This is a genomic window from Candidatus Contendobacter odensis Run_B_J11, from assembly GCF_000531125.1.
GTDB classification, from domain to species: Bacteria; Pseudomonadota; Gammaproteobacteria; order Competibacterales; family Competibacteraceae; genus Contendibacter; species Contendibacter odensensis.
Genome location: NZ_CBTK010000129.1, coordinates 1 through 23,571 on the forward strand (window position 1 = coordinate 1; position 23,571 = coordinate 23,571).

The following is a 23,571-nucleotide window of genomic DNA, read 5'->3' on the forward strand; positions in this document are numbered from 1 at the left end:
AAAATCTCAAAGCCCAGAGGAAATCCTGGAATTTGTCGGCGAGGTTGAGGATGACGTTACGAAGGAAATCGAGGCCGTGGCGGAAAAGGGACTTGAGCGGTCGCTGAAGGGTTTTTTTTAAGGGAATCGGCCGGTCCCGGTCATGAAGCGGTTCGCCGGTGCGGTGGGTCCAAGCCAAGGCCAGAGCCCGCAGGCCCATCCTCTTGGACAAGCGAGCGGCGTCTTTGAGGTGGGTATCCTCGAAGTTGAAGCCTCGTGTTTTGAGACAGCCGAACAGGGTTTCCACCTGCCAGCGGTCGGCGTAGGCATCGATGGCCTCGTGCTGGGGCGCACCCGAGGTCGCGATAATGAGGAGTTCGCCGTCATCCAAGCGCAGCGCGGACCGGTGAATGACGCATCCCCAGACCGGACGCCGCCCCGGCAGCAGGCCAGCTTGGCTGGGTTTGAGTGAGGCCAACAAGGCATCGACCCGAGTCATCCGGTTCCAAGGATTGGGGATAAGGGTGTCGCATTGGATGCGCGGGTGAAAGGGAATCCGTTGCGCTTGCAGCCCACGAAACCCCGCTTCACCCACCAATTCGCGGTCGGCCCGCAGGACGGCGATCCGCTCCACGCCGAAGACCGCGAGGAAGCGCTCCATCAGAGCGATCCGCTCGGTGCTGTTGGAACGGCCCGCCTTGTTCAGAACGCTCCCGAACACCGGCAGGGCGATACCGCGATAGGCGATGCCCAACACCAGGAAGTGGATGTCCACCGCGCCGAATTTCCAGTGGGTGCGATCCAGCGTCAGCCGCCACGGGCCATCGCCGACCGGAACGAGGGGCACGAGCAGCCGCGCCCAAGAAGTCCGGGTTGATCTCGAACGAGCGGAAGAAGCGTTGCAGACGCTGGTAGTGAGAATTCACTTGGGCTGTGCGCCACCAAAACCGGTGGCGAGTTCGGCCCAATTGACGCTGCGCACCTTGAACAGGGCCCGCAGGGAACTGCGCCAGAAAGCCGATTCGGGCACCCTGCCAAGGCAGATGCTCGGCCAGCACCGCTTTAAGTTCGTGAACAGGGTCGTTGGCGGTTATCTTCATTGGAGTGCCTGCAAAAAGCACCTAGCTTAACTGTTTTTAATCATGGCGTTACAAATTATGTCCTGTACTCAGGTTTTTTTCATGCGCTATCTCATTCGAGCGCTTCAGCGCCCAGACGGCCGCAACGGGCCAAGTCGGGCGTTGGGTCGTCGGACAGCTTGCCGGAGGCATCACGTAGCGCGCTGCGCAAACTTTCTTCCACCACCGGGTGATAGAACGGCATGCGCAGCAACTCCCGCACTGTGAGTCCCTGCTGGATCGCCAGAGCCAGTAAATGAGCCAGATGTTCGCCGTGTGGGCAGCACAACTCGACGCCAAGCAGGTTGCCCCGCCGGGCGTCGGCGTAAAGCCGGATCAGACCCCAGTCGGCACCCTCCATCCGGAGCCGGCCTTGGCCTTTCAGGTCGACTTCGCCAACAACCACTTGATCCTGATCCAAATCTTCGAAGCGGCACCCCACTGTGGCGATGTTGGGATCGCAAAACACGATGCCCAGGGGAACGCGCCGGGAAAAGCACTCGGGCGTAGCGCGTAGCGCGTTGTGACCGGCGATGTAACCCTCGTCAGCAGCCTCGTGTAGCAGCGGCCGGATCCCATTGACGTCGCCCGCGATCGAGATATCGACGCCCGCGATGCGCAGCGTGCCCGGATCAAACGGCGGCAAGCCGTGTTCGTCGAGCGCGACCCCGATCTCCTCCAATCCCAACCCGTCCAGGTTGAGGCGACGCCCCAGCGAAGCGATCACGGCGTCCACCACCACATGCGTCGAGCCGGCGCTGACGCAGATTGCGCCCTCTTCCTCAGGGGCCAACTCGACCGACTGGCCGAGGTGCAGCGGAAATTCCCCGGACAGAATGTCGATGGCGCACGCGCTCACCGCCGGGTCGCTCAGGCCGGCAACGTGTTCGGCCGCATCGAAGCCCGTCACGACGATCCCCAGTCGGGCGAGCGCCTGGGCCATCTCCACCCCAAGCGCGCCTAGTCCAACCACGGCGATGCGGCCCGGCAGGGTCTCCTGCTCGAACAAGGTATCGCTGGTCAATACCCGCTCGCCCAACGTCCGCCAAGGTTTGGGAACGATCGGGCGCGAACCGGTGGCGATGATAATGTGCCGGGCGCGCAACTGCTGGTCGCCGACTTCCAGGGTATCGGGCTGGACGAACCGCGCCCGGCCCGCGATCACCCGCTCACCCAGTTCATCGGTGATCTTCAGCACGCCGCTGACATAGGTGTCGCGCAGCTTGCGTACATGGCACAGCACGGCGGACAGATCCGCTTTCAGCGATTCCGTCCCGGCAATCCCGGCGGCCGCCAGGAAATTCCGCTGATGAAAGGTCTTGGCGACCGCGATCAGCGCCTTGGACGGCATGCAGCCGACCCGCGCGCAGGTGGTGCCGAACGGCCCGTCGTTGATCAGAACCCAGTTCTTGGTTGCGCGCTGCACCTCGCGCAGCGCCGCCAGTCCTGCGGTGCCCGCGCCGATGATCGCCACATCAAATCTCTCGGAAGTTGTTTTCATCTTGAACTCTCTCCTGAATTTACGCGGGTGCTTGCGCCTTCATTTCCCGGCTCCAGTGCCGGTTGTGGGGGCCGCCGGGAATATAGACGGCCTCGAATATCACCGAACTAGCCACTGAGGTGTTGATTAGGACAGAGCTTGAACTTTCAAGCTAATACCAATTCTGCATAGGTTTTACGCTATTGACTGTAGGTCGTAGGTTGGGCAAAAGCGCAGCGTTGTTGCTCAACAATGAGCCAGGATGCTGGGATAACAGATTATTTCTATTCACTGATACCTTACCCTCACTAATCGGCGATGCTCCAATGTCAGTTTCACCTGAACCGCAACAACGTCATAAGGCGGGCAATGGAATGGATTAAGTCGGGGCGCATGACGACTCATGGTTCATTCATCCAGCCTCAGGATCACCTTTACAATATCGATTCGCCGTTTCGTTTCCATGGGCAACCCGCAACCAGAGAACATGGCCAGCATCGCTGGATTGTCAGGCAATACCTCTGCGGTAAAGCGCTTTACCCCCTTTTCGCGGGCAATGTGGGTAAGATGCCGCAGCAGTCGACTCGCAATGCCCTGACCCTGGTAATCCTCTTCAACAATAAAGGCGATCTCCGCACTGCGAATAGCCTCTGGGGGGGTATAGGCGACATAGCGACCGGATCCGATGATCGTTTCCCGCTCTCCCTTGTCGACCGTCGCGACCAACGCCACCTCGTTTTCAAAATCCACTTCAGTGGCACGTTGGAGTTCCGCCTCGCTCAGTTCTCGTTTGTACTGGAAGAATCGGGTATAAATGGATTGAGGCTCCAACTGCTCAAAGGCGGCGATAATCTTGCTCTTGTCATTCGGGCGAATGGCTCGGATCATCACGGATAATCCGTTGTGCAGGGTTTCCTCGGCGGCGTAGTGGCATACATCCATTAGTTCGGACCTCTTGATAAAAGGCGAGCAGCGATCCAGAGCCACCATGGTTTGGAGGGGAAGACACGAAACCCAATTTGATGGTTTTCGAGATGCATCGATGAGAAAGCAGGTAACATCAGTGCTGGCCTCGCACATGTCGTTCTCGGATGCGAAGGTCATACTTTCCCTTAAAAATGCGTATGAACTCATCTCGTTATGAATTACAGAAAAATGCATGAGAATACAGCATGAAAATCAGCAAAATTGACCCGTCGCGGTTTTAGTCAGAAATACCCAAAATGCTAAGGCAGAGTTTTGAGGAAAGAAATCAAATCGTCCAAGTCATCGTTGCTGATATTCCAGCGCGGCATATCTTGCTTCAACTGCGTACCATCGGGGTCTTGCCCTTTCACAACCGCCAGACGAAATTTTTCAGCATCGAATTCGTCTTGCAAGGCTGACCAGCGAATGTCCTTGGCGTCCATCACCTGCATCATGCCCATGCTGTGTTTGCCGCCTTGTCCATTCGGGCCGTGGCATGAGACACATGCTAATCGCCCTTCCATCATCATCCAACCACCCGATGCTGGACCGCTCGTGTAGGTGATTGCCTTGCCGCGCTCACTCGTGGCGGTGAAATAGAGGCGTTCACCGTTCGAGCGAAAGGCCCCTGTCCCCCAGGCGGTTCCACTCGATTCCACCGACTGCGGGCCTGCTGCAAAGGCTGCGGGTACGAGTAGCAGAGTAACGGTGACGGCCAACAAGCCATTAGCGATAGTTTTGATTTCCCGGTTCATGGTTCGTGCTCCTTTTCTGCGGCCTAACGCCGAAAATCAGCGGCGGCTTTAGCCGAACGCTGCATTTTTCTTGCTGGGCAATTCGGTTGCTTCTCCTGGAACTTCTTCCTTCTCGGATTCCGCCATCCGGTGAGCGCGGCACCGTCGAGCCAACACCGGGGCGCATCAGCGGTAAACGATCCCACCATCGATGATGGGTGCCTGTCCGGTCATATAGTCTGAATCCGGACCCGCCAGATACGAGACGAAAGCGGCCACATCGTCCGGTGTCTCAGCCCGGCCCAGTGCAATTCCCTCCACATACTTCTGGTAGGTCGCCCCTTTCGGCGCACCGGTCAGTTTCGCAAAGCGTTCGTCAATCTCAACCCACATATCCGTTCCGACAATACCCGGGCAGTAGGCATTGACCGTGATGCCGTCGCTGGCATATTCGAGCGCTGCCGCCTGAGTGAGGCCGCGGATTGCGAACTTGGTGGCGGAATATACTCCGAGCATGGCAAAACCGTTGTGACCGGCAACCGACGATGCATTAATGATTTTGCCCTTGTGTCCGCGAGCCTTGAATTTCCTGGCCGCAGCCTGGATTCCCCAGAGCACGCCCTCGATGTTTACTTTGAAAATAGTTTCCACTTCCTGCGGCGTGACTTCGGCCAACGGCTGGACCTGAGCGATCCCGGCATTGTTGACCATGATGTCGAAGCCGCCCAGTTCCTTTTCGGCATGGTCAACTGCGGCATAGACTTGGTCGCGACTCGTTACATTTGCAACGAAAACCGTGGCCTTGCGGCCTAAGGCTTGCACCTCTTGGGCGACGGCATCCATTTTGTCTTTCTTGAGATCGACAATAGCAATGTCCGCACCATCCTTCGCCAGCCTTAAGGCAATGGCCCGGCCAATTCCCTGACCGGCACCCGTGATCAACGCCACTTTAGCTTTCGTATTCATCTTTCGTTCTCCTTATAGTAGCTGATTGCTCAATGGCTTAAGTGTAGTCAGCCCAAGACTTTCCCAATCCTGCATATTCTTCACGCCTCGAGGCTCGCACAGACTTTCTGCAGCAGTACCAGCACTTCCTTACCAAGGGCATGCACTTCCGGTTTGTCGACCAACTGCAATACAGCCACAGGATCCATGAACGCGACCGTTATGCTTCCATCGACTTCTTCGCGCACGACCACGTTGCACGGCAGAAGCAACCCGATGTCGGGGTCGGCCTCGATCGCGCGGTGGGCGAGCGGCGGGTTGCATGCGCCGAGTATGCGGTACGGTCGGCGTTCGATATCGAGCTTGGCTTTCAGCGTCGCCTTGACATCGATATCAGTGAGCACCCCGAAGCCTTCATTTTTTAGAGCCTCGGTGACTTTCGTGATGGCGGTATCGAACGGTAGCATTAGCTGAGTGCTGAATCCGTACATGAATTGACTCCTGTTGGGTGGTGAAACGATTAATACAGTTCGTACATCGGCAATTTCTCATCCTGCTTTTTTCCCGGCAGCTTCAACTGTCGGTTCACTTACTCTTTTGCGCGACAATCCATCCCACGAGGCCGGCGACGACGGCGACAAGCAGGATCGGCACCCATATCCCGCCATATCCGCCCATCCAGCCTGTGCCATAGCCGCCCATCATGCCGGAACCCATGCCGGAGCCACCTTCCCACGTGTCGGCCAGTGCGCTTGCTGCCATGATCGTTCCGGCTATCAAAACGGCGGCGTTCAAGTTCTTGCGAAGGTTCATGCGTTTCATGGCAAACTCCGTTCAGGGTTGAATAGATGCGTGGTTCCGTTACTGGCTACAATGCTCACCGGTGGAGTCAGAATGGCTATTTGCTAGAATGTCCTTTATACGGGCCTATCTTTTCAGCGTCAGTACGCTACCGCCCATAGTCCGTCCATCGCCCATCATGTCGGGTTCACTCTTAATCAAGAGCCTGGTCATTTCTTCAGTCTCAGCAGTCGCGCGTTGATAGCCACAATCACCGTACTTGCGGCCATTAGTGCTGCACCCAATGCGGGAGAAAGAATCACGCCCTGCGAGTAGAGCGCACCGGCGGCCAGCGGGATGGCAAAGGCGTTATAGCCGGTAGCCCATACCAGATTTTGAATCATCTTGTTATAGGTGGCCTTGGAAAGCTTGAGAAGAGCGACGACATCCGATGGATTGCTTCGCACCAGGATGATGTCAGCGGTTTCGACCGCCACATCCGAACCAGCGCCGATGGCGATACCCAGATTCGCCTGCGCCAGCGCGGGGGCATCGTTCACGCCATCGCCGGTCATGGCCACCAATACACCTCGGGACTGAACTTCTTTGACTTTGGCGGCTTTGTCTTGCGGCAGGACCTCGGCGAAGTATTCGTCCAAACCGACCTGGTCCGATACCCATTGGGCGACCTGTTGGTTGTCCCCTGTGAGCATCATGCACTGGATGCCCATTGCCTTGAGTGCGGTGATGGTCTGCTTCGATTCGGGCCGGATGATATCCGCCAGGGCAATCGCTCCTTTCAACTGTCCGTCAATCAGCACAAAGACGACCGTTTTGCCTTGTGCTTTCAGTTCTTCCACGCGCTTGTCGTCCATGGCGATATTCTGTTCGCGCAGGAAGCCTGGACTCACCACCTTGATCTCTTTGCCCTCGACCCGACCTTCAGCGCCTTTACCGGCAATGCCTTTGAAATCTTCAACGGGTAATTTATTTTCGACAGCGTCGGCAATGGCCTTGGCGATAGGATGCTCGGAATGGGCTTCTACCGAAGCCGCGTAGCGATGCAGCATGTCTTCGTCGATGTCCTGCGCTAACAGCAGGGTATCGGTCACGCCAAAGCGGCCTTCCGTGAGGGTGCCGGTCTTATCGAATATGATGGCCTGAATGTTCCTGGCACGTTCAAAAGCGGGACGATTGCGGATCAGCAGCCCATTGCTTGCGGCCAGCGCCGTGGAGACAGCGATCACCAGCGGCACGGCCAGACCCAGGGCATGCGGGCAGGTGATGACCATGACGGTCACGGCGCGCTCGATGGCAAAGGAGAGATCCCTGCCCATGACGCCCAACCAGATAAAGAAGGTAATCGCGCCGCCACTCAGGGCAATGAAGGTAAGCCACATCGCCGCCGTATTGGCCAGATCCTGGGTCTTCGATTTGCTTTCCTGAGCCTGTTTGACCAGGTCGATGACCTGCGAAAGAAACGAATCCTTGCCGGTGCCTTTGACCTCGATAGTCAGCGAACCTTCGCCATTGATGGCGCCGCCGATGACCTTGCCGCCGGTCTTTTTGGTCACCGGCGTCGATTCGCCGGTGAGCATGGCTTCATTGACCGCGCTTTCGCCCTTTTTGATAACGCCATCGGCGGGAATCTTCTCGCCCGGTTTGATCAGGACGGTATCGTTCACCGCCAGTTCGCGCAGCGGCACGTCCTTCACACTGCCATCGGGCATGAGCTTATGGGCGTTGGAGGGCATGAGTTTCGCCAATTCCTCCAGAGCCTTTGATGCGCCCATCACCGACTTCATCTCGATCCAATGACCGAGCAACATCACATCGACCAGGGTGGCCAACTCCCAAAAGAATACCTTCCCAGTCAAGCCGAACACCACGGCACTGCTGTAAACATAAGCAGTGGTAATGGCCACAGCAACCAGCGTCATCATTCCGGGCTGGCGGGATTCAAGCTCGGTGTACAGTCCTTTTAGAAACGGCCAGCCGCCATACCAGAAGACCGCAGAAGAGAGCCCGAAAAGAACATAGAGGTCGCCGGGAAAACTGAAGGCATCGCGTAAACCCACCAGCTTTTGAAGTAATGGAGAGAGGACCAGAATCGGTACAGTAAGAACCAGCGCGATCCAGAACCGTTTTCGGAAATCCGCCGCCATGTGGGCATGATGTTCCTGATGGTCGTGATGGGCATTGTGCTCATCCGCCATCTCATGTTTATCTGAATTCGGTTCCATTTAGATGCTCCTTTGTGCGGTCTTAAATAAAGGATGCACGGCCATAAGCACACCCGTCATTTTTAGACAGGTTTCTCCATTGGCAATATAGGGTAGGGTCTAAAAAGGTGTGACGTCATTATCCAGCGCGTTACTGATCCCACATCACATCGCATTTTGCTGTTGCAGCGGCTGCCAATAATTCGATCAACGGGAAAGCCCGCTGCGCTAAATCGACCGAGCTTTCGTCCGCGTCGTCGTTGTCTTCAACATCTTCTGCCGCCTTCGGGACCATTGCCTTATGGGCCGCGACGGCGGTTCGCAAGCGCTCCAGTGCGGCAGGCACCTCGTCGGCCAGGAGGGCGCTCGGCACAGTTCCGCTGTGTCCCATCAGCTTGAGCAAGGTGATAGCGATATCGCCAAATATCATGATATCGGCGTGTGCTTTGGTTCGAAAGGTAACGATCATTAAAACCTCCTCAAGACAACTTCTGTCGTCTTTTCTTTGCCGGTAATAAGTTTGATGATTCAATCTCTGTTTTGATCATGTTTATCCTCGATCACACCCTACGGGAACAGGAAGACGGTGAGATCGAGTCGGTCGGGCATCCGGTCCAGATCGCGCCCCTGCGCCTCTGCACCATGGCCGCGCGCTTGACCCTGTGGGTATCGGCCGGCAGGGGATGAATCTGTTGACGCAGCTCCAGGCGTTGCGGGTCGCGTGGGGATTGTTCGGTCTGCATGATCGTGTGAACCTCCACCGGGCTGCACCTCGGTGAGTTCGCGTCCTGTGCCTGAGTCGGTCGTCGTCTGAGCCTGCGGGCGTCCCTGCCCGGTTCTGATCATGCGTCGGTACCCTTGGAGTGCGGCCTGGAAATGTCCAACCCCTATTTGACAACCAGGTTGTTCTTCACCGATGCCACACCCTGGTTATTGCGTGCCACCTCAGACGCCCGCTCGAGACTGAGCTGTGAATCGACGGTCCCGCTCAGCGTCACCACGCCGTCGGTGGTGGTCACGTCAATCTGGAAGACCTTCAGCGCCGACTCCGCCAGGATTTCAGCCTTGATCTTGGTGGTGATCGCCGCGTCTTCCATATAATTTCCGGCTCGATCCGCTTTTTTGTCCATGGACTCCTTGGTCGCCTCGAGCTGATTGCCCATGCGCTTAGCGGTCTGATCTATCTTGCGACCAGCCTCCTCAGCACCTCCCTCCTTTTGACAGCCAGCGAGTCCGAGACTGGCCGATAGGCAGGCGGCTACAACCAGGATTCCTGACAGGATCATCGGCGTGTAGGCATTCTTCTTTTGCATGGGTGATTCCTCAATGGGTTCGTCAGGAGCCGTTGCGATGCACGGCAATGCGTCGTCGTTCCTAGATTCTGCCCAGCAAGAACAGAACCAGGACGATGATCAGGATGGTCCCGATCACACCGCTGGGTGCATAACCCCAACTGCGGCTATGCGGCCAAGTTGGAATGACCCCCACCAGGATCAGAATCAGAATGACGAGTAAAATTAAACCGATTGACATGGTCATACTCCTATTCGCGAAAACGTGTTAAACGAACGGCCATTCCAGGCTGGGACAAGGTCGTGATTGGAATGGTCGCCGACCTGAATCAATGGCGGATGAATGCCAGGAGACGTTGCATGAGCACTCTCGACAAGCGCTAGACAGGTCGATTTCCAGCAGCGAGACCGCCTGTCCAGGGCCTGTGTACTTCTCGGAAAAGCGCGTCTTAGCTGTCTTGCTTGATCTCCGCCTCGACATCGCCAACACCTGCCTGGACCTTGCCGGCGTCCTTTTGGAGCTTTCCTTCTGCTTCCAGATCGTCATTGCCGGTGATATGGCCGACGACTTCTTTCATTTTGCCTTTGGCTTCTTCGTAGCGGCCTTTGACCTGTTGTTTGTTCATGTGTCTGTCCTGTCAATGAATGGAGTCATTACCCCAGCGCGGAATGTGATTTCCCAGCGCTTGAGGGGAAACATATGCGCACGATGGATAACGGTCAGTTCGGTAACGCACATAGGCGACGCCTTTTCTTTTTGTGCGCTACCGAACCGACGGCCCCGGCCGCTTCGGTCAAGCTCTCGATGGAGTGAGATTCAACGACGCTCACTTGGTGGCTGAGACCAGGCGCGTGACGCTTGGCCGCGGGGTGACCAAGTGACTCTTGATCCTGTCTTTCGGAGTACCCTTGATGAGCCAATGCGCAACCGTTTCCGGGGCTTCGGCCCCTGACCGACTTTCTCGCCTGATTCAGAAGCACGTCTTCGGCGACCGGATCAAAATCCCATTGGAAATTCGGCTGTGGGGCGGCCGTACCTATCGCTTTGGCACTGGCGAGCCGGTGGTCAAGATCCTGGTGAAGGATCGCAAAGGCTTGAGCGCGCTGCGCCGGCTCGATGAGCTGCGCATCTGCGAGGCCTATATGAACGGGAGTCTGGATGTCCAGGGGGACATGCTGGGCTTCGCCAGTCTGCGCCCCGGCCTGCACGACCGTCATCCACTGCACGACCTGTGGCAACGGGTCGCCCCCTGGTTCGTCGGGAGGATCAAGACCGACCGGCACGCCATCGCCGCGCACTACGACTTTGCCAGCGACTTCTATCTCCGGTTCCTGGATCCGACCCGCTGTTATTCGCAGGCCGTGTTCGAGCGGGATGATGAAGACCTGGAGACGGCGCAGCGCCGCAAGCTGGATTTCGCAATCGATGCCTGTCGACTCCAGCCGGGGGATCGCGTGCTGGATGTCGGGGGTGGTTGGGGGAGCTTCACGGAACAGGCCGGCGCGCGCGGGATTCAGGTCACCTCACTGACGATCTCCCGCGAGTCGGAGGCCTTCCTGACCGACTTGATCGAACGGCGTCAACTGCCCTGTCGGGTGGTGAACCAGGACTTTCTGGCCTACCGCTCGCCCGAGACCTATGACGCCATCGTCATTCTGGGCGTGATGGAGCATCTGCCCGATTATCCGGCGGTGCTGCGGCAGGTCCAGCGGTTGCTGAAACCGGGTGGGCGCGTCTATCTCGACGCCAGCGCCTCGCGGGACAAGTATGACAAGCCCGGCTTCGTCGCCCGCTATATCTTCCCGGCGGACCATGCCTTTCTCTGCCTGCACGACTTCCTGCGCGCGGTGGCGCAGAGTCCGCTGGAGGTGCTAACGGTCGACAACGATCGCCACAATTACTTCCTCACTTGCAAGGCTTGGGCCGAGAACCTGGAGGCCGCCCGCGAGGACATCATCGCCCGCTGGGGCGAGACGCTCTACCGGCGCTTCCGGCTCTATCTCTGGGGCTCGGCCCAGGCCTTTCTGAGCGGCGGCGCGGACGCTTTTCGGGTGGTGCTGGAACGTCCGCTGGAGGCATGAAGGGTTGGGCAGACTGGCCGCCCACCCGGTGGTGTTGACCGATGCCGAGGCGTGGATCACCTATTGACGGCGAAAGTTCGTCGATAGCCCTGGGCGGTCGCTTTGGCGTCGAATTGAGTGTTTTGTTATGTTTTTTTTGTAGAAACAAACCGGATATATAATACACCAAGAATTGCAGAAATAACTGAGGCGAACAAAATCGATATTTTAGCGCTATGGAGATGCACTGGTTGCGTATCAAACCCTAGCGTGGCTATGAACGTGGACATGGTAAAGCCAATACCGGCTATCAGTGAAACACCTATTACGTGGTGAAGATTAATGCCATCTGGTAAACACCCAATTTTGTATCGCAGCCCAAGCCAGCATGCGCCTGAAATGCCCGTTAATTTACCAACTACAAGTCCAGTAACAATTCCCAATCCAGTCGGATGTTGAAGACTTTCGATAAATGAGCTTAAGCTAAATGCTACGCCGGCATTAGCCAGAGCAAAAAGTGGCAAGACAAATAATGCGACGGGTAAGTCCAGCGCATCTTCCCAGCGACGCAGCGGTGTGCTGGCGCGTTCCGCATAATCACGTATCTCTAGCACTTGTTCATGATCCTGACGACTACCGAGAACATCGACTTGATATTTATTATTTTGCATTGAGTTAATTTTAGTTTTCGCTTTATCTAGTAATTTACCAGGTGCTAACGTTGGTCGTGCGGGTATCGTCAAAGCAATCGCGACGCCAGCAAAAGTAGGATGAACGCCGGATTTAAGCATCGTCCACCAAGCGGCAACTCCTACGATAATATAGAAAATGGGCTGGCGGACACCTGCATAATTAGAAACTGCCAAAAATGTGATCAGAGTAAATGAGATTAATAGAAATATTAAAGATATATCCTGTGTATAGAAAAATGCAATGACCAGTATGGCGCCGATATCGTCGACAATAGCAAGACCAACGATAAAAGCTAACAAACTAGTGGGAATGTGTTTTCTAACCAGGCTGAGCACACCTAAAGCAAATGCTGTATCTGTTGCCATCGGGATGCCCCATCCAATCTGTGAATCCAATGACCAGTTGAACATGGAATAGATTACAGCTGGACAAATCATTCCACCGACAGCACATAGAATCAACATGCGTCGGTTTTCTGATATAGCGAGATTCCCAGCGAGTACTTCACGTTTGATTTCAAGTCCGATGAGGAAAAAGAATATGACCATCAAACCATCATTAATAATGTGTTTAAGCGAAGCTTGCAGCTCGATATCGCCCAGAAAAATACCAATCGGTATATGTATTAGATTCTGATAGGTAGAAGAATAATCTGAATTTGCCCACCACAGGGCCATAATAGTAGCGACCAGAAGAAATAGACTGGATGTTGTCTGCGAACGTATAAATTTTAAAAAAGGAGGTTGAATATTATTCAGACCACGCTGCAATATATTATTTGTATAATCAGTCATTTTAGTAGGCCTAATTGTATTTTATAAGCTGTGAGATAATATATTAGAACTTACGCATTGACAAGCATTATATAATGTGCTCAGCAAGCTGAACCTTAGCCAGGGATGTTTCCGTTGATGAGAGCAATCAGTCGCCCACCCACAGCACGTTGTTTTTTGGCGACGTATGCATCTTTTATACTAAGCACACCGCACTCACCAACCTGCTGTCACCTGGGGGAAGTGATGAATATCAGTCATGACAGTGTCAATCGGTTCTTACTCCGTGAAGACGATACCCCCCACGATTTATTCAATGAAATCCGCCCGGATCTGCATTTGAAGGGGGGTACGGTCAGTGTCGACGACAGCGTATTAGATAAACCTTATCACCATCTCACCGCCTTCGTAGGCCATTTTTGGTCGGGAAAACATCATGGGGTGGTCAAAGGAATCAATCTGATTACGTTGTATTACACTGATCCGCAAGGCCAATATCAACCGGCAGCCCTTTCAAGGTGTAAAAATACAACATTGAAAATCAATAAGTTGAATTTAACCTCGAACCCTCTTCTTAGCCAAACCCGATGTTAGGCCGAGTTGGGTAACAGAGAATCAGACGGTTACGTCAACCATCAACTGAGCACCTTGAAAGGGCTGCATCAACCGGTTAACTACCGAATTTACGATAAAGCCGAAAACAAGACGAAAAACGATTATTTTCAAGAGATGCGGGTTGAAGTGTTGGCGTGGGGTCTGGAACCGGCCTTTGTGACTGGAGATAGTGGGTACAGTAGCCAAGATAATCTCAAGATGATTAAAAACCATCGTCAGGGATTTCTCTTTGCACTGGAAAGTAACCGTCTGGTTTTTATCGAAAAAAGGCAATGGTCCCAGGTTCAGCAACTCACGATCCCCGACGACGGCTTGCTCGTCTATTTACGAGGATTGGGCACGATCAAGGTCTTTCGGACGTGGTTAAAAAACCAGCCACGCCATTATGCCTTGTATCCGCCGAATGACGAGGCATGGGCGACTTTTGATCATGCCGTGTTTCTCAAACTCCATGACCAACACTGGCAAATCGAGCAGTACCATCGGACGCTCAAACCACTTTGCCACATTGAGCATTGTCAGGTCCGCCAACCCACCGCAATTCGCAATCCTGTGTTTGCAGTGATCGGTGGCTCTGTGCAATTGCAACGATTGCGGGCCAACGACGTGATTCGTAATTGTTATCGCTTAAAGCGTGAGTTGTTTAATGAGATCATTGCTGCATTCATCCAAACGGCGAGACACTCTACCGGCGTTTCCGGCTCTATCTCTGGGGCTCGGCCCAAGCCTTTCTGAGCGGCGGCGCGGACGCCTTTCGGGTGGTACTGGAACGTCCGCTGGAGGCATGAAGGGTTGGGCAGACTGGCTGGCCGCCCACCCGGTGGTGTTGACCGATGCCGAGGCGTGGATCGCCTATTTACGGCCAGGACTTTCGCTTTAACACTACATATAGAGTAAGTAATGTCAAATTACCTACTATATGTGGTTGTTAGGAGCCTTCCAAGCGAAAGTGCTGACGGCGAAAGCTCGTCGATAGCCCCCTCTCGGTCGCTTTGGCGACCGAGAGGGTCTTGATCGGCGGTTTGACCACCTAAGGTTTTAACCTGGACATCGGTTTAGTCAGCGATGATGCTGGACCGTTTGACCTGTTTGTGCATGGCCTGTGTGGGGTCCATGCCGAGCGACCTTTACAGCAATCTACTGCCGTTGAACGAGACCGACCGGCGTGCGATCACCGGGGTTCGACAGCCGATCAGGTACCTGTATCGCGATCTCAAAGTCTATCGACAACAGCCCACCGAGGCCACGAAAACGCAGATCACCGCCGATTTCGTGGCACTCTGCACCACGGAAACCACCTGCGAACCGCTCAATCACGTCCTGCGCGGTCTGCACCGCAACCCACTGGAACTGCTGCGGGTGTTGGAACGTCCCGAATGACCCCTCCACAACAACCGCAGCGAGAACGACATTCGGGATAGGGTTAAAAAACGCAAGATCAGCGCGGAGATGCGCAGCGAGGAGGGGCGACGATGTCGGGATACCTTCCTCAGTCTCAAGAAAACCTGCCGTAAACACGGACTTTCCTTTTGGGAGTACCTCAAGGATCAGGGGTCTGGCTTGAACGTGATCCCTCGTCTTGCGGACTTCATTCGCCAAGCCGCCGCATCCTGAATTTGGCTGCGCCCGCAGTTAATGAGCATTTACATTTATTTTTTTGTCATGTACAGGGGTTTTTCATGCATCGATAAAACCGGCCCGGTTTCGAGGGCTTCGCGTACCCGCGCCAGCCGGCGCTCAAACCGGACCCGGTCGTGCGGGGACACGATGGTGCGTTCGGCCGCTTCGGCGATCTCTTCCACTTTTTGTTGGAGCAACCACCGCCGGTTGAGGCTGGAGGTCAGAACGGCAATGGTTTGCAGCGAGCCGAGCATCCGCAACAGGATAGCGACATTGCTTTCGGCATTCTGCCGGATCTGGTCGAAGGCTTCGTTCAACAAGCTTTCGAAGCTCGGGCCACGAGCCATCACCCGCAGCTCTCTCTGGTCGTCCATCCAGTGGGAGGCCGTAATCCGGCGCGTTGCCAACCGGGCCAGGATCGCGGTCAGATAATCCACGCAGATCACCGCGGTCGTGGTGTCGTTGACGCCGGGCGACAGCGCTTTCATGGCGATGTCCACGATCTGCCGAATGCCGAAGGCCGCATCCTGTTCCACCACACGCTGACGACCGATGACATAGACCCCGTTCAGTTCGTCCGTCGTTGCGTCGTCCACGCCGCCCCGCTTGGCCACCGAAATCAGCGATGTCCCCTCGACGATGAACTCGCCGATGCCGTGTTCCATACGCACGATGGTCTGGTACTTCCGCGCTAAATTCAGGAGCGCGTCCGAGTCGATACTCTCGATGTAGCCGGTCTTGCGGGCCGGGACGGCAGACCACGCCTGCTCCGCGAAAGATTTCACGAGGTATCCATCTGTATCTTCTTCGGCACTTTCACCCAGTTCCTGGGAAAACAACTGATCCACGGCCGCGAGGGTCTCCTGTGCGGCCGTGGCAATAATGAACGAGGCCTGGATGGACTTCGAAATGTGGTGAATGAAGTAGATCAGCACGGCAATCCCGACGAACGCCAGGATCAGGCCGGTCAGCACCGCCAGCGGTGGGATGAACGCCCCTTCGTCGCCCCCACGAATCGTCCGCAGCACCACCAGGCAGTAGGCGAAGATGCCAACGAAGATACCGAGCACCACCTGGTTGACTCGGTCGCGCATAAAATTGCGCAGGACGCGCGACGTGTACTGGCTGGAGGTCAGCGAGAGCGCCACGATGGTAATGGAGAACACCACCCCGGCCACTGTGACCATCGAGCTGGCGACAGCCGTGAGCAGGCCGCGGGCGCCGGCCGCACCGGCGCCGAAGAGCAACGGCCACCGCTCGACCACCTGTAGATCGACGCTCGCGTCCAGGATGATCAGAAGGGTGGCGAGCACCACGGCATCCAGAACCATCACGGCCGGGAGGAACCAGAAGCTCGACTGCATCTCTTGCCACCAATGGCGGAGTTTCGTGATCATTCCCGGTCACCTTTTCGTGATGCTGTGGGTTCTTGCGTCGGTTTTTCTGAGACCGCCGAGTTGGGCGTACCCGGCAAGAGATTCTCCCCATCCTTCAAAGGTTGTACCTGCCGGGCCTGTTCTTCGATGACGACGGCCTCACTATAGAGGCCGGCCTCCGCTTTCGTGGACACCGCATCGAGATCTGCGGGCGGCGATTCCGTCGAGCGTCGTTTTTCCGGCATCGCACCGAGCGCATCGGCCGGTGTCGCGTCGAGCAGGGTGACGGGGATACCCTGCGGAAAGACCACCTCACGGGCCTCGTCGGGCATGGAGATGCCCTGTTTCTGAAAAGCGAGTTTCACGAGCCGAATCACCGAAGACCGTACCTTCAACCAACTGTTTTCGTGGCCATTGAGCCAGAAGTAGACGCGCAGGTTAACGGTCGACCTCCCCAGACTGTCCACCAGCACCGCAGGCTCGGGGTCGTTCAATACGGCGGGGTGCTCCGCCAGGACTTTCCGGGCAATCTCCTGGGCGTCGTTAATCGAATCATCGTAGCCGATGCCGACCTCAAAGACTTCACGCCGATTGGGGTTGGTCGTGAAGTTGCGGATGGTGCTCTTGTAAACGCTGGCGTTCGGGATCTGGATGAGATTGCCGTCGAGGGTCATCAAGATGGTCGTCCGCACGTTCAACTGCTGCACGTAGCCGGTCACGCTGGCCACTTCGACCAGGTCGCCCGTCTCAAACGGCTGCTGCATACTGAGGAAAATGCTGGACAGGAAATTCTCGGTGATATCCCGGAAGGCGATGCCCACGACCAGACCGATCAGTCCGGTGCCGCCGACCACGGTCAGCGCTAATTGGGTCAGGCCAGAGACCCTGAGCACGACATAGAAGCCAAACAGGAACATGAGTACGCCCGCCCCGCGAGCGAGCACGTTGCGCAACAGTTTCGCGCGAATCCGACGGCCAAGGAACGCCAGCACGCCGCGTGTGGCCAGCATCCCGGCCCCCACCGACAGCGCCAGGACGAACAGGCCAAAGACGAAAAAGGGCAGCGAGCGGATCAGGTCGCGCCATAATTCCAACAGTCCGCTCCATGCCGGACGGTAGTCCCATGCTGACGGCTTGAACACTTCCGTCCGGTTGGCCACGGCGACGACGTCCTGAGTGTTGCGCGCCAGATCGCCGGCCCATTTCTTCAGCTCATCGGTTTCCGTCTGACCGTTGAGAAAAACCACCCCTTCCTCGACCCGGACGTGTGGATCGGTGAACCAGCCGGTGGCATCCAAGACACTCTGAAGACGCTTGCGGATTTCTTCATCGCGCGCGACGGGCTTGACGTCCACCTTCGCGGGCGCCAGTGAGAGTTCTTCTTTGCCGGGCGTGAGTCCTTTCTGGGGTTCGCTGACGGGGCCGACGGGTTCCTGAGCGATGACCGGCACGGTCAGTACACTGCACAGCGAACCGAGCAACACCGCCCGCAGAAGCCGTTGATGCCAGCGGTTGATCGATCGTTGCACGGGAGTACTCTCCATTAGAGTCAGTCGGTGGCAGCTTTTTTGTCGGTGATGACTCGACGAGCCTGGCCCGATAATGCCTCGAAGCCGGAGACAACGTCGAACAGTTCCTCGTCGATACTGCTCTGACGCAGGCGGTGAAAGGTCCGGTTCAGGTCCTCCAGCAGTTCGTCGATATTCTTTTCAGCGCGTCGCATCGCCGCCAAACGACTGGTGTTTTCGCTGGCGAGGGATTCCGCGCACGCTCTGAACAGCGAGACAAACAGGTATTCGCGGACGAACGCCAGCAACGTCTGCTCCCCATCATTCATGACGCCACACTATGGATTGGAGTCTACGACCGCTCCCGGCTCGCATCCGTGCGGTAGCGCACAAGCCCCGGACATTTTTACTTCGACCGAGTGATTACGCCTGGGTCTTTTGCTCATGCTCTGCATTCCTGCGAGACCCCAAGGTTCGGTTACGTTTAGCCCAGCAATTCTTTTTCGATAGCATCCAGGGCCTTGCGCATTTCCACCAGGATAAGTTTATCCGCAACGGTTTGATCGATCTCAGGCACATCCCAATCGAATATTGCACGATATTTTTCGACCAAATTTTTCACGTCAGTGATGATTTCACGGCGATGTCCATCCAATTCCATCTGTTCGATTTTTGCCACTTCATTCTCTCTTGGATATTCAGGTGAAATGAATCGCCTGGAAAACATTAATGATGCTTAGGCGATTCGTAGCGCAGCTTCCATCAAGGGGCCAGTGCCGACCCAATTTGCCGAGTTCAGTGGCTACCTTGGCCTTCCGTCATCAGTTGATCGCGGATCGACAGCAATTCCTGCTGGCGCTTTTCGTCGGTTTCGGGATAGCTCATTTCAAGCGCCTTAAAAGTATCGAGAATAATCTGAGAAATAATCAGCCGAGCGTTCTTCTTGTCGTCGGCGGGCACCACATACCAAGGGACAATTTCTGTACTCGTTGCGCTCAGACACGCCTCATAGGCTTGCATGTACTGGTTCCAGAATTTCCTCTCTTTAATGTCGGCCATACTAAATTTCCAGTTTTTTTCGGGCTCGTCGATGCGATCGAGAAAGCGCTTTCGCTGCTCTTCCTCTGAAAGGTGAAGAAAGAACTTGATAATCCGGGTGCCGTTGCGGTGGAGATGGGCCTCCAGATCCAGTATGGAACGATAGCGCTCCTGCCAAATGGCCTGCTCCACCAGTAACCCATCCGGCAGACCTTGACTGCGGAGAATCTCCGGATGCACGCGAACGATGAGCACTTCCTCGTAGTAGGAACGATTAAAGATGCCGATCCGCCCGCGTTCCGGCAGACGGCGGGTCGTGCGCCAGAGAAAATCATGTTCCAGTTCCTCGGTACTCGGCTCTTTGAAACTGAAAACCTGACAGCCTTGTGGATTGACACCGGACATCACATGCCGGATGGCACCGTCCTTTCCAGCGGCGTCCATCGCCTGAAAGATCAGCAACACCGCATGGCGGTTGGATGCGTAGTGCAGGCGTTGCAGCGAACTCAGCTCCTCCACCTGTTCTTCGAGGAGTTTGTGGTATTTCTTTTTCGACTTGTAAACCGGCTCCACGTGTGTCGGCCACTTTTCGAGGTTGACCTTTTCGCCTTCCAGTACTTTGAAATCGTTGACATTAATTTTCATCTCGATCCTTTCCATCGCTAAGGCCCTGACAACGCCTCGAAGCCGGAAATCACGTCGAACAGTTCCTCGTCGATACTGCTCTGACGCAGGCGGTGAAACGTCCGGTTCAGATCTTCCAGCAGTTCGTCGATATTCTTTTCCGCGCGTTGCATCGCCGCCAGGCGGCTGGCGTTTTCGCTGGCCAGGGATTCCGCACACGCCCTGAACAGCGAGACAAACAGATATTCGCGAACAAACGCCAGCAGCGTCTGCTCCCCCTCATTCATGACCTCGGGCCAATTTCCCGTCGGCCAGCGAAGGGTCGCCAAATCGCGCCGCCACGCTGCGTCCAGCGGCAGCAGGCGTTGGCTCACCGTGGTGTAAATCGCCCCGGACTGGGGGCGGTTGTGAAACAGGTAAACCTGCGCGATCGCGCCCTGTTCCCGCTGCGTTTCCACCTCAATCAGAATTTCTCCCACCAGCGAGGTGATCGCGCCAATGGCATTGGGTAGAACGAAGGGCGCCTTTAGCCGCAGATCGGTGTCGGCGAGGCGCGACTGAATGCGCTCGCCGACCGCCCAGACCGTCTTTTGTCCGGGCAAATTTCCCAGCGTATTCACGACAAACTCCGCCATCACCTCGTTGAATTGGCCCACCAGTCCCTGGTCGGAACCGAACACGACCGCGCCAATCGCCCCGGTTTCCTTCGGCTCCGCTCGCGGCGTGACGCCCAGAGGTTCACGCTGCCGGAACCCCGCAACCAAGCCCAGTTGCACCGTCCGATCATAATCATCCAGGGCGCGCACCGCGTTCTCATATTGCCCGATGCTCGACGCCGCCATGGCCTTCATCGTGCGGACGACCGATTGCAGATCCCCGGCTCCGCTGATCTTGCGGCGCAGGCTCGCGGCGGTATCGCTCATGACGGATCGGTGAGGTTCGGCTCCTCCGGAGGCAGCTCAATCCGGCGACTCTTGTGATCACGCAGCCGCCCGAGGGTACTCTCAATCAAACGCGCTAACTTGTCGGCAGCGCCGTCAACGGCTTGGTCCAAGGTTGCGGCCTGATGAGTCACCGCGACCGGTTGGCGACCTTCAAGGCGGGCTTCCATCAAGCAGCGCATGTTGTCATTGCCGCCCTTCTTGTCGCTATTCTCATCACTTAGATGAACTTCCACTCGCGTGATGTGATCGCTGAATCGGCTCAGGGTGCTCTCTACAACGCCACTGACCTGAGCGGCCAATGCCTCGTGACCTTCGATATTACGGTCGGTATTGATTTGGATTTGCATGGTGTTCTCCTGGGGTGGTGATCAGTGATGGAGTTAATACCGGTAAGTGGCGGCGAGTCCCGTCTGGCTTGGCATCTGCGCCGTCGGCATCACGACCGCCCGGCCGCCCATCTTCTCGACCAGCTCGCCAAGATCGTCGAGCAGGTCATCAACTTGCGGATCACTCAAATCAGCGCTTTCGATCTGACCCGTTGCGACATCGAGTCGGCCAGCGATCTGGCGGTTGGCGTCGATCAGCACCGTCGCCACCCGCCCGGCGGCCGCTGCCTGCGCGACCTGCGCGAGGTCGTCACTGCCGAGATCATGGGACTTTGCTGCATGGAACTCGTCGGCCCATGCGGTTTGTTGCACCTCATATTGTGGCGCGACTGCCTGCCAGGCGCGGTCGCGAAGGTCATCCATCGGCAGCACATCGGGATTGATCATGAGTCCTTCCGCCATGAGGAACGGGTTGTGGCTGACCTGACGGAACAGAGGGTGATGCTCCGGCAACGCCGCCAGGAGTAACGGCAGGCCGGACGGCCGCGAATAGCGCTCAAGCACCGCCCGGTCGATGGCGCGAAAGAATCGCTCCGTGTCACTGTCCATCTCGTCCTTCTTCCCGCCGTGGCCATGGTGCATGGGGGTACTCCCCGCGCCGGCGCCACCGTAGGAAGAGACGGTCTGGTGCGGATCGCTCAACTCATCGCCTAAGGCATCGGTAATCGTCTGCGGGACGCCTGGAGCCAGATCAATCTCGTCGAGTACGTTGCGGTCCCCCTCGAAGAGCTGAATCTTGCTCAGGCTTAACCCAAGCACCTGATAGCGACCGACCGTTTGCAAAAAGCGGCGCAGGGGTTTGGTATGAAAGCTGTCCGCGACAACAGCCCGTTCCGTCACTGGCCGCTGCACGCAGAACACTCGAAACAGGCCCGACCCGCCCAGCACTGCCAAGCCATCCAGCGTTTGGTTCCAGAACACCGGGTCATGAGCGAGGGCCTCAAACGGTTCCAGCAGCCGCTGGGTCTCGACGGTCGGATGCTGCTTCAGCAGCGAGGTTTCCAACTCCTTCAAGAGATTGCGAAACCGGATCGGGTCCTGTTGGTTCTCGGGATGATGCCGATGCGTCGGCTGGTACAGCGACAGACAGGGTGGCTGATGAGCCGCCGTCAACTCGGCCAGGGATTCGAGGGTGAGTATCGTTTTCATGAATTCTTCTCCTTGAGGTGCCCTTTGGGCGCGGGTTTAGTCTGGGTTTTATCCGGTTCAGGGGTGGTGTCTGATTCGGGCGAGCGTCCTTCGAGCGCTTGGCGAGCGATTTTGATGATCGTTTCGCGATCCGCGTCGCCCAATTTTTCGGCGGTATTCAATCGTTCGCTCACGTCCGCCGGGATTTCCGCCGCCGCCTGGATCACGGCCTGTTCAGCGGCTGTCATCTGGTCCAGCGGCACGCCGTCAAAGAGGTTCGCGGTCAACGCCAGCAGCACGGTGATTTGCGCAGGCACCGACACCGGAGCGGATTCCGGCTGTTTGAGGCAGGCGCGAATCCGCCGTCCGTGTTCGATGATCGTGCGGGTGTTTTCATCCAGGCGGGCACCGAACCGGGAAAAGGTTTCGAGTTCTTCAAACTGTGAATAGGCCAGCTTGAGGTCGCCGGCCACCGCCCGGTAGGCCGCCCGTTGCGCCTTGCCGCCGACCCGCGACACTGATTGACCGACATCGACCGCCGGCAGTACGCCCAACTCGAACAGCGACGGCGAGAGGTAGATCTGCCCATCGGTGATGGAAATCAAATTGGTCGGAATGTAGGCGGACAGGTTCTGCGCTTCGGTTTCGATGATGGGCAGGGCGGTGAGGGAGCCGCCACCGCGTTCCGGGCGCAAGTGCGTCGCCCGTTCCAGCAACCGCGAGTGGATATAGAAGATGTCGCCGGGAAAGGCTTCACGACCGGGCGGACGACGCAGCAGCAGCGAGAGTTCGCGATAAGCGCGGGCGTGATGGGTGAGGTCGTCGTAAACGATCAGCACGTCGCGACCCGCTTCCATGAAGGATTCCGCGATGCTGGTCGCGGCGTAAGGTGCGATGTAGGCAAGACCCGGCGGGTCGTTGCCCTCGGTTACCACCACCACGGTGTACTCCATCGCACCCTTTTCCCGCAAAATGGCCACGGCCTTGGCCACGGCGGACGCGCGCTGGCCAATGGCGCAATAGACGCACAGCACATTCTGGTCGCGTTGATTGAGAATCGTATCGAGTGCAATGGCGGTTTTGCCGGTCTGCCGGTCGCCGAGAATCAGTTCGCGCTGGCCGCGCCCGATGGGAATGAGCGCATCGATGACTTTGAGGCCGGTCTGAAGCGGCGTGGTAACGGGCGCACGGTCCATGATCGCCGCCGCAGGGCGTTCGACCGGCAGGCGCTGGCTGGCGATGACCGGCCCGTGGCCATCCAGGGGCCGACCGAGCGGGTCGATCACGCG

At 56.7% G+C, this 23,571-nt stretch carries 23 protein-coding genes and 3 pseudogenes; 4 read left to right on the forward strand and 22 right to left on the reverse strand.

Going from position 1 to position 23,571, the window contains the following annotated elements; translation table 11 throughout:
- From BN874_RS09775 to BN874_RS09830, 12 genes are all read right to left on the reverse strand, one after another.
- Nucleotides 1-826: transposase (locus tag BN874_RS09775; protein WP_051497672.1), on the reverse strand; the 826-nt coding region annotated here is incomplete at its 3' end.
- 344 nt (nucleotides 827-1,170) lie between these two features.
- Nucleotides 1,171-2,598 (reverse strand): dihydrolipoyl dehydrogenase, encoded by a 1,428-nt coding sequence (locus tag BN874_RS09780; protein ID WP_034432627.1) that lies wholly within the window; start codon nucleotides 2,596-2,598, stop codon nucleotides 1,171-1,173.
- A gap of 387 nt (nucleotides 2,599-2,985) precedes the next feature.
- Nucleotides 2,986-3,519: a GNAT family N-acetyltransferase gene (locus BN874_RS09785; RefSeq protein WP_034432628.1), complete on the reverse strand. Its 534-nt coding sequence runs from the start codon at nucleotides 3,517-3,519 to the stop codon at nucleotides 2,986-2,988.
- Between the two features lie 284 nt (nucleotides 3,520-3,803).
- Nucleotides 3,804-4,298 carry a c-type cytochrome gene (locus BN874_RS09790; protein ID WP_051497673.1) on the reverse strand — a complete coding sequence of 165 codons (495 nt, stop codon included), beginning with the start codon at nucleotides 4,296-4,298 and terminating at the stop codon, nucleotides 3,804-3,806.
- A 165-nt stretch (nucleotides 4,299-4,463) separates the two neighbouring features.
- Nucleotides 4,464-5,243: an acetoin reductase gene (locus BN874_RS09795; protein ID WP_034432629.1), complete on the reverse strand. Its 780-nt coding sequence runs from the start codon at nucleotides 5,241-5,243 to the stop codon at nucleotides 4,464-4,466.
- 80 nt (nucleotides 5,244-5,323) lie between these two features.
- Nucleotides 5,324-5,713 (reverse strand): DUF302 domain-containing protein, encoded by a 390-nt coding sequence (locus tag BN874_RS09800; RefSeq protein ID WP_034432631.1) that lies wholly within the window; start codon nucleotides 5,711-5,713, stop codon nucleotides 5,324-5,326.
- Between the two features lie 94 nt (nucleotides 5,714-5,807).
- Nucleotides 5,808-6,044 (reverse strand): hypothetical protein, encoded by a 237-nt coding sequence (locus BN874_RS09805; protein ID WP_034432634.1) that lies wholly within the window; start codon nucleotides 6,042-6,044, stop codon nucleotides 5,808-5,810.
- A 188-nt stretch (nucleotides 6,045-6,232) separates the two neighbouring features.
- A complete protein-coding gene (locus BN874_RS09810; protein ID WP_081756290.1) occupies nucleotides 6,233-8,245 on the reverse strand; it encodes a copper-translocating P-type ATPase in 2,013 nt (670 codons plus the stop codon).
- A 130-nt stretch (nucleotides 8,246-8,375) separates the two neighbouring features.
- Nucleotides 8,376-8,693: a DUF1840 domain-containing protein gene (locus BN874_RS09815; protein WP_034432636.1), complete on the reverse strand. Its 318-nt coding sequence runs from the start codon at nucleotides 8,691-8,693 to the stop codon at nucleotides 8,376-8,378.
- 418 nt (nucleotides 8,694-9,111) lie between these two features.
- Nucleotides 9,112-9,537 (reverse strand): BON domain-containing protein, encoded by a 426-nt coding sequence (locus BN874_RS09820; RefSeq protein WP_034432637.1) that lies wholly within the window; start codon nucleotides 9,535-9,537, stop codon nucleotides 9,112-9,114.
- Nucleotides 9,538-9,598: 61 nt separating this feature from the next.
- Nucleotides 9,599-9,757 (reverse strand): DUF3309 family protein, encoded by a 159-nt coding sequence (locus BN874_RS23495; protein WP_034432639.1) that lies wholly within the window; start codon nucleotides 9,755-9,757, stop codon nucleotides 9,599-9,601.
- Between the two features lie 208 nt (nucleotides 9,758-9,965).
- Nucleotides 9,966-10,142: a CsbD family protein gene (locus tag BN874_RS09830; RefSeq protein ID WP_034432641.1), complete on the reverse strand. Its 177-nt coding sequence runs from the start codon at nucleotides 10,140-10,142 to the stop codon at nucleotides 9,966-9,968.
- Between the two features lie 286 nt (nucleotides 10,143-10,428).
- On the opposite strand from BN874_RS09830, the gene BN874_RS09835 reads away from it, so the two are divergent.
- The gene (locus BN874_RS09835; RefSeq protein ID WP_051497674.1) at nucleotides 10,429-11,598 is read left to right on the forward strand and encodes a class I SAM-dependent methyltransferase; all 1,170 of its coding nucleotides are present in this window, start codon (nucleotides 10,429-10,431) and stop codon (nucleotides 11,596-11,598) included.
- Between the two features lie 125 nt (nucleotides 11,599-11,723).
- Here the strand turns inward: BN874_RS09835 and nhaA are convergent, their stop codons facing one another.
- A complete protein-coding gene (gene nhaA / locus BN874_RS09840; RefSeq protein WP_034432643.1) occupies nucleotides 11,724-13,064 on the reverse strand; it encodes a Na+/H+ antiporter NhaA in 1,341 nt (446 codons plus the stop codon).
- Between the two features lie 117 nt (nucleotides 13,065-13,181).
- On the opposite strand from nhaA, the pseudogene BN874_RS24450 reads away from it, so the two are divergent.
- The 3 genes and pseudogenes from BN874_RS24450 to BN874_RS22510 all read left to right on the forward strand — a co-directional run.
- A pseudogene (locus BN874_RS24450) lies at nucleotides 13,182-13,538 on the forward strand (IS701 family transposase); the annotation flags it as partial.
- 165 nt (nucleotides 13,539-13,703) lie between these two features.
- A pseudogene (locus BN874_RS22505) lies at nucleotides 13,704-14,393 on the forward strand (transposase); the annotation flags it as partial.
- Between the two features lie 378 nt (nucleotides 14,394-14,771).
- Nucleotides 14,772-15,038 carry a hypothetical protein gene (locus BN874_RS22510; protein WP_154724849.1) on the forward strand — a complete coding sequence of 89 codons (267 nt, stop codon included), beginning with the start codon at nucleotides 14,772-14,774 and terminating at the stop codon, nucleotides 15,036-15,038.
- A 269-nt stretch (nucleotides 15,039-15,307) separates the two neighbouring features.
- On the opposite strand, the gene BN874_RS09855 is transcribed toward BN874_RS22510, so the two are convergent.
- From BN874_RS09855 to BN874_RS09895, 9 genes and pseudogenes are all read right to left on the reverse strand, one after another.
- The gene (locus BN874_RS09855; protein WP_034432645.1) at nucleotides 15,308-16,675 is read right to left on the reverse strand and encodes a DUF2254 domain-containing protein; all 1,368 of its coding nucleotides are present in this window, start codon (nucleotides 16,673-16,675) and stop codon (nucleotides 15,308-15,310) included.
- Nucleotides 16,672-18,183, reverse strand: a complete 1,512-nt coding sequence (locus BN874_RS09860) for a mechanosensitive ion channel family protein (RefSeq protein WP_320411464.1) — start codon at nucleotides 18,181-18,183, stop codon at nucleotides 16,672-16,674. Before BN874_RS09860 ends, BN874_RS09855 begins: the two co-directional genes overlap by 4 nt.
- Before the next feature lie 20 nt (nucleotides 18,184-18,203).
- Nucleotides 18,204-18,494: pseudogene (locus BN874_RS09865) on the reverse strand (F0F1 ATP synthase subunit gamma); the annotation flags it as partial.
- 152 nt (nucleotides 18,495-18,646) lie between these two features.
- A complete protein-coding gene (locus BN874_RS09870) occupies nucleotides 18,647-18,841 on the reverse strand; it encodes a hypothetical protein (RefSeq protein ID WP_034432647.1) in 195 nt (64 codons plus the stop codon).
- Between the two features lie 116 nt (nucleotides 18,842-18,957).
- On the reverse strand, nucleotides 18,958-19,845 hold the full coding sequence (locus BN874_RS09875) for an ADP-polyphosphate phosphotransferase (protein ID WP_034432650.1): 888 nt from the start codon (nucleotides 19,843-19,845) through the stop codon (nucleotides 18,958-18,960).
- 17 nt (nucleotides 19,846-19,862) lie between these two features.
- Nucleotides 19,863-20,747, reverse strand: coding sequence for a F0F1 ATP synthase subunit gamma (locus BN874_RS09880; protein ID WP_034432652.1), 885 nt, complete (start codon nucleotides 20,745-20,747; stop codon nucleotides 19,863-19,865).
- Nucleotides 20,744-21,115: an HPF/RaiA family ribosome-associated protein gene (locus BN874_RS09885; RefSeq protein WP_034432654.1), complete on the reverse strand. Its 372-nt coding sequence runs from the start codon at nucleotides 21,113-21,115 to the stop codon at nucleotides 20,744-20,746. Before BN874_RS09885 ends, BN874_RS09880 begins: the two co-directional genes overlap by 4 nt.
- Nucleotides 21,116-21,148: 33 nt before the next feature.
- Entirely contained in the window at nucleotides 21,149-22,303 is a 1,155-nt protein-coding gene (locus BN874_RS09890; protein ID WP_051497679.1) for a baeRF3 domain-containing protein, read from the reverse strand.
- On the reverse strand, nucleotides 22,300-23,571 hold a 1,272-nt coding region (locus BN874_RS09895), incomplete at its 5' end, for an alternate F1F0 ATPase, F1 subunit alpha (RefSeq protein WP_034432663.1). The genes BN874_RS09895 and BN874_RS09890, both read right to left, overlap by 4 nt.

What these genes read in the sequence shown, in the direction of transcription:
- BN874_RS09880 (WP_034432652.1), bottom strand. Translation starts at nt 20,747, where the DNA reads ATGAGCGATACCGCCGCGAGCCTGCGCCGCAAGATCAGCGGAGCCGGG.
- BN874_RS09815 (WP_034432636.1), bottom strand. Translation starts at nt 8,693, where the DNA reads ATGATCGTTACCTTTCGAACCAAAGCACACGCCGATATCATGATATTT.
- BN874_RS09800 (WP_034432631.1), bottom strand. Translation starts at nt 5,713, where the DNA reads ATGTACGGATTCAGCACTCAGCTAATGCTACCGTTCGATACCGCCATC.
- BN874_RS09890 (WP_051497679.1), bottom strand. Translation starts at nt 22,303, where the DNA reads ATGAAAACGATACTCACCCTCGAATCCCTGGCCGAGTTGACGGCGGCT.
- BN874_RS09785 (WP_034432628.1), bottom strand. Translation starts at nt 3,519, where the DNA reads ATGGATGTATGCCACTACGCCGCCGAGGAAACCCTGCACAACGGATTA.
- BN874_RS09875 (WP_034432650.1), bottom strand. Translation starts at nt 19,845, where the DNA reads ATGAAAATTAATGTCAACGATTTCAAAGTACTGGAAGGCGAAAAGGTC.
- BN874_RS09805 (WP_034432634.1), bottom strand. Translation starts at nt 6,044, where the DNA reads ATGAAACGCATGAACCTTCGCAAGAACTTGAACGCCGCCGTTTTGATA.
- BN874_RS09810 (WP_081756290.1), bottom strand. Translation starts at nt 8,245, where the DNA reads ATGGAACCGAATTCAGATAAACATGAGATGGCGGATGAGCACAATGCC.
- BN874_RS23495 (WP_034432639.1), bottom strand. Translation starts at nt 9,757, where the DNA reads ATGTCAATCGGTTTAATTTTACTCGTCATTCTGATTCTGATCCTGGTG.
- BN874_RS09835 (WP_051497674.1), top strand. Translation starts at nt 10,429, where the DNA reads ATGAGCCAATGCGCAACCGTTTCCGGGGCTTCGGCCCCTGACCGACTT.
- nhaA (WP_034432643.1), bottom strand. Translation starts at nt 13,064, where the DNA reads ATGACTGATTATACAAATAATATATTGCAGCGTGGTCTGAATAATATT.
- BN874_RS09885 (WP_034432654.1), bottom strand. Translation starts at nt 21,115, where the DNA reads ATGCAAATCCAAATCAATACCGACCGTAATATCGAAGGTCACGAGGCA.
- BN874_RS09790 (WP_051497673.1), bottom strand. Translation starts at nt 4,298, where the DNA reads ATGAACCGGGAAATCAAAACTATCGCTAATGGCTTGTTGGCCGTCACC.
- BN874_RS09780 (WP_034432627.1), bottom strand. Translation starts at nt 2,598, where the DNA reads ATGAAAACAACTTCCGAGAGATTTGATGTGGCGATCATCGGCGCGGGC.
- BN874_RS09795 (WP_034432629.1), bottom strand. Translation starts at nt 5,243, where the DNA reads ATGAATACGAAAGCTAAAGTGGCGTTGATCACGGGTGCCGGTCAGGGA.
- BN874_RS09855 (WP_034432645.1), bottom strand. Translation starts at nt 16,675, where the DNA reads ATGATCACGAAACTCCGCCATTGGTGGCAAGAGATGCAGTCGAGCTTC.
- BN874_RS22510 (WP_154724849.1), top strand. Translation starts at nt 14,772, where the DNA reads ATGCCGAGCGACCTTTACAGCAATCTACTGCCGTTGAACGAGACCGAC.
- BN874_RS09820 (WP_034432637.1), bottom strand. Translation starts at nt 9,537, where the DNA reads ATGCAAAAGAAGAATGCCTACACGCCGATGATCCTGTCAGGAATCCTG.
- BN874_RS09830 (WP_034432641.1), bottom strand. Translation starts at nt 10,142, where the DNA reads ATGAACAAACAACAGGTCAAAGGCCGCTACGAAGAAGCCAAAGGCAAA.